We start from the raw sequence: 9,303 nt of genomic DNA, 5'->3' as shown, positions 1-9,303 counted from the left end.
TGCCGCGATAGCGCACGAAGGCGGCGCGCTCCGGCGTCGCCTCAGAGCGTGACAGCCCGCGGAAGCGGCGGAACGAGGCGCGGTCGTCGAGCGCCTCGGCCAGCTTCACATCGGACAGATCATGCCAGACCGACAGCGGCAGCGCCTTGAACGTCGCCAATGGAGCCCAGGCGGGTTCTCCCTTGGCCGCCGGATAGAGCGGCCCGGGCAGCTCCGCGATCGGCTTCCAGTCGATCAGGCCCGCGAGCTCGTCCAGCGACGACGAACTCCGCGCGCCCATCACAAAGCCAAGCTGCTCCTGGCCGATCGAACGATACCCCATCGCCGCCATTCCGGAAAGCCCAATGGAATCAGATATCAATAGCGTCGTCCATGCTTAACCGCGCACAGGTCTCCTAACGATCAGATCTTGGAGACAGATCGCCGGATCGGAGCCAAGTTCCGTGGGACCGAGACCGGGCGCAGTTGATGGATGTGCCGGGTGTCGGCTCGCTCTTGGCGGGTGCGCTCGTGGCCTTCAGAACGGGGCGGCGGAGAGGACGCGGCCGGGATTCATGATCCCCTGCGGGTCCAGTAGACGCTTCACGGAGACCATGAGGGCCAGCTCTTCGGCTGGCTTGTACCTTTCCATCTCCCCGACGTGGATGGAGCCGATCCCGTGCTCCGCGCTGAAGGTGCCCCCCAGCTCGGCGGCGATGTCGTAGAGGAGGTGGTTGACCTCCGCCGTTAGGCTGGGTTTATCGGCGACGGCTGACCAGATGGCATGCGAGAACATCGCGATGTAGTGCAGGTTGCCGTCCCCGAGATGCCCGACGACGACCGGCGTCGCCTCCGGGAAGCGCTCCGCCAAGACGGCCTCCGCGCGGCGGACGAAATCGGGGATGCGCGCAGGGGGGACTGCGATGTCGTGCGTGATCCCCATGCCCTCCTGGACGTTGGCTTGAGTGACGTGATGGCGGAGGCGCCAGAGATTCTGCCGCTGCCGCTCGCTCGTCGCGATGGTGGCGTCAGTGACGGTGCCGGCCGTCAGGGGCGCCTCTAGAAGGGATGTTAACCGCTCAGCCATCGCCGCGGCTTCGTCGACGCCCGCCAGTTCGGCGAGCACGTACCAGGGCGCTCGCGTCTCCAGCGGCCGCACGGCGTCCGCGACGTAGCGGATGACGAGGTCGAGCTCCGACGTGGAGATCAGCTCCATCGCCGAGACGAGCCCGAGCATCCCCGATTGCACATGGACGGCGAGGTCAGCCGCGTCCTCGATCGACGGCACGGCTATGAGGGCCGTGACGGTGTGGGGGGGCGCCGGGAACAGCTTGAGCACCGCCGCGGTGATGATCCCGAGCGTGCCCTCCGATCCGATCAGGAGGCTCTTCAGGTCGTAGCCGCTGTTGTTCTTGCGCAGCGCGCGCAGGCCGTTCCAGATCGTCCCGTCTGGCATGACGGCCTCGATGCCGAGCACGAGATCGCGCATGTTCCCGTAGCGGAGGACCGCGGTTCCGCCCGCATTGGTCGCGAGGTTGCCGCCGATCTGGCAGGACCCCTCGGCACCGAGGCTCATCGGGAACAGACGGCCGGCCGCTCGTGCGGCGTCTTGCACGTTCGCGAGGACGCATCCCGCTTCGACCTGGATCGAGTTGTCGTCTGCGTCGACCGCCGTGATCCGGTTCATGCGCCGGAGGTTTAGGACGATCCCTCGGCCGCTTTCGTCGGGGACCGAGCCGCCGCAGACGGAGGTGTTCCCGCCTTGCGGGAAAATAGGGACGCCATGCTGCCCGCACAGCTTCACGATCTCCGAGACCGCCTGCGTCGATGCGGGGAACACGACCGCGAGCGCGCTGCCGAAATGGCGCCTGCGCCAGTCGACCAGATGCGGCTCCATATCGCTTCGCTCTTCCGCGAGGAGCGTATCGGGGATCTCCCTCAGCGCATTGAGAAACGCTTCGCCCATTTGCCTCTAGCCGCCGAGGAGGATGACGTCGTCGGGGTCCCACGAGACGTGCAGCGTGTCTCCTGGCTTCGCACGCAAGGCCGCGCGCTCGGAGATTCTCTTCGCGACGAAGCTCGAACCGCCCGTGGTCCTCACGGTGATACGGGTCATGCCGCCTACGAATGAGACGTGGTCGATTTGGCCGGAGAGCGCGTTGACCCCGTCGAGCGATACCTGGTCTTCACTGACGATCCGCAGCTTCTCTGGTCTCACCAGGACCTTACGGCTGCCGGCTGTGGAGCCGGCGGAAGGCCTGAACGTCGCGCCGTCCGCGCTCTTCAGCAGTCCGCCTTCGGCCTCGGTGACGTCGAAGAGGTTGGACTCGCCGATGAACTCGGCGGCGAACAGGTTGGCCGGCGCGAAGTAGAGCTGCTCCGGCGTGCCGATTTGAGAGACCTTGCCCGTCTCCATCAGGCAGACGGTGTCGGACAGGTTGAGGGCCTCCTCCTGGTCGTGGGTGACGTAGACGATCGTGGTCCCGAGCTCGGTGTGGAGGCGCTTGATCTCCTCCTGCATCTGGTCACGCATGTTCTTGTCGAGCGCGCCCAGCGGCTCGTCCATCAGGATGATCTTCGGCGAGTAGACGATGCAGCGCGCGATGCCGACGCGCTGCTGCTGGCCGCCGGAGAGTTGGCGGGGCTTCCGGGCCTCGAACCCGGTGAGCCCGACGCGGGCGAGTACGTCGCGCACCTTCTCCGCGATCTGCGCCCTCGGGACGCCGCGTATCCGGAGTGGATAGGCGACGTTGTCGAAGACGCTGAGATGCGGCATCAGAGCGTAGTTCTGGAAGACCATGCCGATCCCGCGTTCGCGCGCCGGCACCTCGGTGACCTCGCGCCCGTCGATGTCGATCGTGCCGGTGCTGGCCGCGATCGCCCCAGAGATCAGGTTCAGGATCGTGCTCTTGCCGGAGCCGCTTGGACCGAGGAGTGTCAGGAACTCCCCTCTGCGCACTAAGAGGTCGGTCTCTCGCAGGGCGGTGAAGCCGCCATAGGCCTTGCTGACGCCCTGAAGGCGGATCATCGGCTTGCCCTCGCCGGGTGACGTCGTCGTGTTGGTCATGCCGGCACCGGGACCGTGTAGGCCAGGGGAAGACGGCCGCCATCCGCGTAGATGGTCTGCCCGGTCATGTAGCTCGAGGCGTCGCTCGCGAGGAACACGGCGATCCGCGCGATCTCGTCTGGCTGCCCGAGGCGGCCCATGGGCGTCCTGGAGAGGATGTTTTTCAGCGCGTCGGGGTCGGTATTGACGATCTGGGCGAGGAGTTCCGTCTCGACGCTGCCGGGGCCAATGCCGTTGACGCGGATCCCGTGCTTGGCGAGGCCGAGCGCCATGACGGCGGTCAGCTGGTTCAGGCCGCCCTTGCTGACCGCGTAAGGCACGATGTGAGGGCTGCAGACGATGGCGTTGATCGAGCTCATGTTGATGATCGCGCCACGGCGTCCCTGTGCGACCATCTTCCGGGCCGTCGCCTGGCCGACCAGGAACCCCCCCTTGAGGTTGACCCGCAGGACGCGGTCGAAGTCGGCCTCCGTGATGTCGAGGATCTCTGCGTTCTGGTTGATGCCGGCGTTGCTGACGGCGATGTCGATCCCGCCGAAGCGGTCGCAGGTCGTCTCGATCAGGCGATTCACGTCCTCGGCGTCACCGACGTCGCAATGACTGTAGCGGCAGCGCTCGCCGAGTTCGGCTGCGAGCTGCGCGCCACGCTGGTCCTGCACGTCGGCGATCACGACGTTCGCCCCCTGGGCGATGAATTCCCTCGCGATCGCCGCGCCTATCCCTTGGGCGGCGCCGGTGACGATCGCGGTCTTGCTGTCGAGCTGCATCTGGTCCTCGGGTCTCAGGCCTTGGCGACCGTGCGTTCGCGGTCGAAGCAGCCGTCGGCGACGTCCTTCGAGAGGAACTGCTTCTGGATGCGCTGGGTGGGTGTCTTCCTGAAGTCGTCGACGAAGGCGACGAAGCGGGGGATCTGGAAGGCGGCCATGCGCGGCTCGCACCAGCGGAGCAGCTCTTCCGCCCCGAGGCGCTGGCCGGGCTTCAGCTTGACGAAGAGCTTCAGGTCCTCGTCCGCCAATTCGTTCGTCACCCCGATGAGGGCGGATTCCTCGACGGCCGGATGGTCGTTGATCACCCTCTCGACCTCCCACGCCGAGATGTTCTCGCCCCGTCGCCTGAGGCTGTCCTTCTTGCGGCCGAGGAAGAACATGAAGCCGTCCTCATCGCGCCAGGCGAGGTCGCCCGTGTAGAGCCAGCCGTCCCGGATCGTCCTGGCGGTCGTTTCGGGATCTTTGTGATACCGGGCGACCATCGTGCCGCGCTCGTTCTCGGCGACGCGGATCTCGCCGACCTCGCGCGGCGCGGTGACGTTGCCGGCGTCGTCGACGATCTCGACCGAGAAAAAGTCGACGGCCTTTCCGATGGAGCCGAGCTTGCCCTCGGTGTTGATCACACTGAAGCTCGAGGTCTCGGTCATGCCGTAGCCCTCGCGGATCTCGACGCCGAAGCGCTCCTCGAACTCGCGCCAGACGCCGACCGGGCAGCCGCCGCCCCAGGCGATCCTCGCGCCGTGGCTGCGGTCGAGCGCCGAGGGTGGCTGCTTGAGCAGCAATTGCAGCACGCCGCCCACGAAGTGGATGTGGGTGGCGCCGGAGCCGCGCACCTCCTCCCAGAACCTGGAGGCGCTGAAGCGGGGCACGAAGCCGAGCGTCACGGGCACCATCAGCGAGAGGACGAGGACCTCCGTGCCGAAGACATGGTAGATCGGATCCCAGAAGTGCAGGACGCTGCCGGGCTGGATGTTGCCGATCCAGATCGAACCGAGCGCCGAGGCCCTTACCATCCGGTCGGTCATCTCGACGCCCTTCGCCGGGCCGGTCGTGCCCGAGGTGTAGAGGATGATCCGAAGGTCGTCGTCGCGGAGATCCGCTGCGGGGTTCGTATTGTCTGCGTGGTTCAAGATCGCTTCGATCGGCGTAAAGTCACCGCCGTCGCCCCGGACTCGGCCCCGCCAGATCTGGGCGATCCCACCGCGCTCGCCGAGGATCGGGTCCAGCGCTTCCGAGAACTCGCCGTCGGCGATGATCAGCGCCGGCGCGGAATGATCAATTATATAGGCCAGGCCCTGGCCCTTGAGATTGCTGTTGATCGGAACCTGGACCGCCCCGAGCTTCATCAGGGCGAAGAAGAGCGCGACATAGTCGAGATGGTGGCCGAGCATGACCGCGACATGGGCGCCCTTCCGGACCCCGAGCGCCCTGAGGCCGTTCGCCGCCCGGTTGACCCGCCCGTTCAGGTCGGCGCAGGTGATCTCCTCGCTGCCCTGCCGGCAGAAGACGTGCGCGGGACGCTCCTTGGCGCAGCGCTCCAGGAGGAGCGGGACGGTCTCCTCGTCTGAAAACCAGTGGGTCCGCTTGCCGGTCGTCATCGGTGTCACCAGAGCCAGCGCTTCTTGTCGGTGAGCGTCCATTGCTCGGTCCCGCTGGCGCCGTCGAAGCTCCGTGCGATCGAGACATGGCCGTTGCGCAGGCGCGTCATCATGGCGAAGAGGGCGAAGACCGACTGGCGCAGTCCCTCGTCGGCGTCGTGCGCGAAGGGCAGGAAGCCGCGCAGCCGGAGAACCGCGCGGTCGCCCGACGCCTCGACCTCGCAGTCGTTGCGGAACGAACTCAGGATCGCGCGGAAGCTGTCGGCGATCGCTTTCGGGCTGGAGCCCTCTTCGCCGCTCGCTTTGGCGAGATCTGGTCCGAACTGAACCGCGAGCAGGCGCATCCCCGTGGCGACGAGGTTGCGCGCCGCCGGAGCGCCGAACAGCCGGTGCATGATCTCGATGACGTGCTGGACGTAGTCGACGCCGTAGCTATAGCCGCCCTTCAGCCAGCGTGCTTCGGGCCAGATCGCGGGGTCGAGCTTGGGAGCCCGTTCGGGATCGAATTCCGGAGTCCGCTCGACATGCTCCGAGCGGAAGCGCTCTTCCGGCGCGAGGTCGTGATCGTATTCCTGGAAGTACCCCTCGTCGTAAGGGTGGCCCTCGGCGACGAATTTCGTGGCGACCCAGCCGAGCCGCGGACAGCCGAGCAGGTGGCCGTTGCGGGGATGCCAGGTCGACAGGATGGTCCGGCGGACCGAGGTGGGCACCGTCAGCGCGGCGATGCCCGGATAGGTGCCCCACGGCGAGAGGTAGCGGATCCAGACCTTCCTCGGGCTCTCCTCGATGAGCTGCATGTTCAGCCCCCCGATCGAGTTGGAGAAGTAATGGTACTTGGCTGCCGCCAGGGCCGGCGGATCGTTCTCGATGCCGAGCTTCACCAGGGCGGCCCGGAAGCGGATCTTCTGCTCCGAAGAGAGCAGCGCGGCCCAGATGTCGTTCAGCGCCTTCTCGCCGCGCTCGCGGTAGCAGATCGCGGTCAGGCCAGAGACGACGATCCATGCGAACCTGTTCGCCAGCGCGATCCGCTCGCGCAGGGCCGGGACATCTTCCTCGATACGGGCGGGAGCGGACATGGCGGGTCGAACCTTGGTTGGCATGCGTCAGCGAGACGATGCGTCGCGGCGCTGGAGCGCCGCCGTGAGCAGGCAGACGATGAAGGAAAGCGCCGTGAGCATGGTCGAGACGGCTGCGATGACGGGAGAGATCTCCCATTGGATCGAGGAGTACATCTTGACTGGCAGCGTCGTGGTGGTGGCCGAAACGAGGAACCAGGAGATGACGACCTCGTCGAAGGAGATGAGGAAGGCGAAAAGGCCCCCGGCCAGGATCGACGGGACGAGCTGCGGGAGAACGACCGTGAAGAACATGCGGTAGCGGCCGGCGCCCATGAGGGTGGCGCCGAACTCGAGGTTGGGATCGAGCTTCTGCACCCCCGCCGCGACCATCACCAGGACGAAGGGCGTGACGTAAATCGTGTGCCCGAGCACGAGCGCGAGCGTCGTGCCGGTGACCCGAAGATACGAGAAGTAGAGGTAGAGCCCGAGCGCCATCACGATCGCGGGGATGACGAGCGGGCTCATCATCAGGAGCGTGATGACCTTCTTGCCGGGAAATTCGTAGCGCACGATGCCATAGGCGGCGGGAACCGCGGTGACGAGCGCGAGGGCGGTGGTCATCAAAGCGATCTTCGCGCTTTGCAGCAGCGGCCCCGTCCAGGCCGGTGACGAGAAGAAGAGCCGGTAGAGCTCGAGCGAGAACTCGCGCGGAGGAAAGCGGATCTCGTGCTGCGTGCCGAACGAAACGGGGATGACGATCAGGCTCGGCACCAGCAGGAACGCGTAGACCAGGACCGCCAGAGACGTGCCCGCGATCCGATAGCGGCGCTTCAGCGGATCCTTGTGGTCGAAGGCCTCGGACATGAAGGTCAGGCCTTTCCGGCGAGCTGGTTGCGCCGCATCCAGAGCGCCGGTCCCGACAGCAGCACGACCATGCCGAGCAGCAGGACGCCGATCGCCGCGGCCATGTTCCAGTCGAGCGTCTCGCGCGTGTAGAAATCGACGAGGTTCGCCAGCATGACATCCTGCCGGCCGCCGAGGAGCGCCGGGATGACGAAGAAGCCGAGCGACATGACGGCTACGCTCGAGACCCCGGCGGCGACGCCCGGCAGGCTGAGGGGCAGCGTGATCGTGAAGAAGGTGCGGATCGGGCGGGCGCCCATGATGTCGGCGGCGCGGTAGAGCGCGGGATCGATCGCCAGAAGGCTCGCCAGGACCGGGAAGACGATGAAGGGCGTGAGATAGTTCGTCATGCCCACCATTACGCCTACGCGGTTCAGGATCATCGGCAGGGCGATCTGAGTTCCGAATATCCAGCTGAGCGCGAGGTTGATGACGCCCTCGCGGCCGAGGATGACCGTGAAGGCGTAGCTCTTGACGAGGATGCTGGTCCAGAACGGCAGCAGGACCAGCACCATGTAGACCGCGCGGTGTCGTGGCGGCTGGCGGACGAGGTGCAGGGCGACCGTATAGCCGAGCAGGAGGCTGATCAGCGACGCGAGGATGCTGATCTCTAGCGTCGTGTAGAGCGAGCGCTGAAAGAGGCGGCTCTCCAGCAGCGCCTGAAACGCGTCCAGCGACAGGCTTGCGCCGCCCAGGCTCGTCCACACGATGAAGAGGATGGGAACCGCCGCGATCGCCAGCGACACGATGGCCGCTGGCAGCACGAAGGTGGCCGCTCCCCTGGAGTCGTCCGAACGCGTCATCGATTTTCAGTCCGCTGTCCTGGTCGGCGCGCGGCGGGGGCTCAGGTGAGCACCCACTCCTTGAAGCGGCGACTCAGCTTCTCGAAATTTTCCGCCCACCACTGCTCGTTCATCACCAGGTTCTGGTCGGACTCCATGTTCGGCAGCCACTTGCGTGTGTCGGCCGAGACCATGGGCAGGGCCTTCTTGCTGACCGGCGTGTTACCGAGCAGCTCCATCACCGCCGCCTGGGCCTTGGGCTGCAGGGCGTAGGAGACGAACTTCAGCGCGTTCTCCTTGTTCGGCGCGTTCTTCAGGACGGTGAGATATTCCAGGCCGTTGAGCGTCTGCGCGAAGGAGAACGCCATGCCGGCTCCGGTCGCGCCCGTCGTCTTGACGCGCGATGCGTAGGAGTAGCTGAAGTCGACCTCGCCGGTCTGAAGCAGCGTGATCGTCTGGGGCGTGGAGTCGACCCATTTCGCGACGCTGGGCTTGATCCGGTCCAGAGCCTTGAAGGCGCGATCCACGTCGAGGGGATAGAGCTTCGAGGGCGGAACGCCATCGGCGAGCAGCGCGGCTTCGAGCGTTTCGCTCGGCCGGTTGCGGAACGTCCTGCGGCCCGGGAAGGCCTTCGCGTCGAAGTACTCCGCGAAGTTCTTGGGGTACTTGCCCTCGGGATAGCGCTTGGGATCGTAGGCGATGCCGCCGGCGAAGGTGTAGAACGGCACGAGGTCCTTCGTCGCCGGGATCGACAGGTCGGAGGCGTCGAAGAGGCTCGCCGGCAGCGGCTCCCAATATCCCTCCCTCGATCCGCTCGTGCCGAGCGCCCCGGGCGCGTCGAAAACGTCCCATTCGACGTTTCCGGTCGTGACCTGCGCCTTGACCTTGGCGAGGTCGGGCGTGTCGATCACCGTGACGTTGATGCCGGTCTCCTTCGTGAAGGGCTTGATGAGGCCCTCCTCGACGGAGGCGCGGTAGGTGCCGCCCCAGGTCACGAACACCAGGTTCTTCGACTGGGCCTGGGCCAGTCCGCCGCGCAGGACGAACGGCGCGGCGACGGCGCCGCCGCCGAGCGTGGTCAACAGCTTGCGCCGGGACGGGCGGTAGAGGCCGTGCTTGTTCTCGAATTCTGACATGACGGGATCCCCT

The 9,303-nt window shown here is 66.3% G+C and carries 9 protein-coding genes; all 9 read right to left on the bottom strand.

From position 1 onward, the window contains the following. A partial coding sequence (locus AC1RRW_RS16645; protein ID WP_492901994.1) for a transposase occupies positions 1–322 on the bottom strand: 322 nt, incomplete at its 3' end. A 195-nt stretch (positions 323–517) separates the two neighbouring features. After that, positions 518–1,945, bottom strand: a complete 1,428-nt coding sequence (locus AC1RRW_RS16640) for an FAD-binding oxidoreductase (protein ID WP_492901992.1) — start codon at positions 1,943–1,945, stop codon at positions 518–520. A gap of 6 nt (positions 1,946–1,951) precedes the next feature. Continuing rightward, the gene (locus AC1RRW_RS16635) at positions 1,952–3,046 is read right to left on the bottom strand and encodes an ABC transporter ATP-binding protein (protein WP_492901991.1); all 1,095 of its coding nucleotides are present in this window, start codon (positions 3,044–3,046) and stop codon (positions 1,952–1,954) included. After that, positions 3,043–3,813, bottom strand: a complete 771-nt coding sequence (locus AC1RRW_RS16630; RefSeq protein ID WP_492901989.1) for an SDR family NAD(P)-dependent oxidoreductase — start codon at positions 3,811–3,813, stop codon at positions 3,043–3,045. The genes AC1RRW_RS16635 and AC1RRW_RS16630 overlap by 4 nt, the downstream gene beginning before the upstream one ends. Positions 3,814–3,827: 14 nt before the next feature. Beyond that, positions 3,828–5,411, bottom strand: coding sequence for an AMP-binding protein (locus AC1RRW_RS16625; RefSeq protein WP_492902009.1), 1,584 nt, complete (start codon positions 5,409–5,411; stop codon positions 3,828–3,830). Positions 5,412–5,416: 5 nt separating this feature from the next. After that, positions 5,417–6,487, bottom strand: a complete 1,071-nt coding sequence (locus tag AC1RRW_RS16620) for a hypothetical protein (protein WP_492901988.1) — start codon at positions 6,485–6,487, stop codon at positions 5,417–5,419. Positions 6,488–6,514: 27 nt separating this feature from the next. After that, positions 6,515–7,333: an ABC transporter permease gene (locus AC1RRW_RS16615; RefSeq protein ID WP_492901986.1), complete on the bottom strand. Its 819-nt coding sequence runs from the start codon at positions 7,331–7,333 to the stop codon at positions 6,515–6,517. A gap of 5 nt (positions 7,334–7,338) precedes the next feature. Next, positions 7,339–8,175, bottom strand: a complete 837-nt coding sequence (locus AC1RRW_RS16610; RefSeq protein WP_492901985.1) for an ABC transporter permease — start codon at positions 8,173–8,175, stop codon at positions 7,339–7,341. 41 nt (positions 8,176–8,216) lie between these two features. Further along, positions 8,217–9,290, bottom strand: a complete 1,074-nt coding sequence (locus AC1RRW_RS16605; protein WP_492901983.1) for an ABC transporter substrate-binding protein — start codon at positions 9,288–9,290, stop codon at positions 8,217–8,219. Positions 9,291–9,303: the final 13 nt, after the last annotated feature.

The sequence above is a fragment of the Allobosea sp. GW821-FHT12C12 genome, from assembly GCF_058807355.1.
Note: the sequence above shows the minus strand (reverse complement) of the source record. Positions and strands in the feature narration are given on the sequence as shown.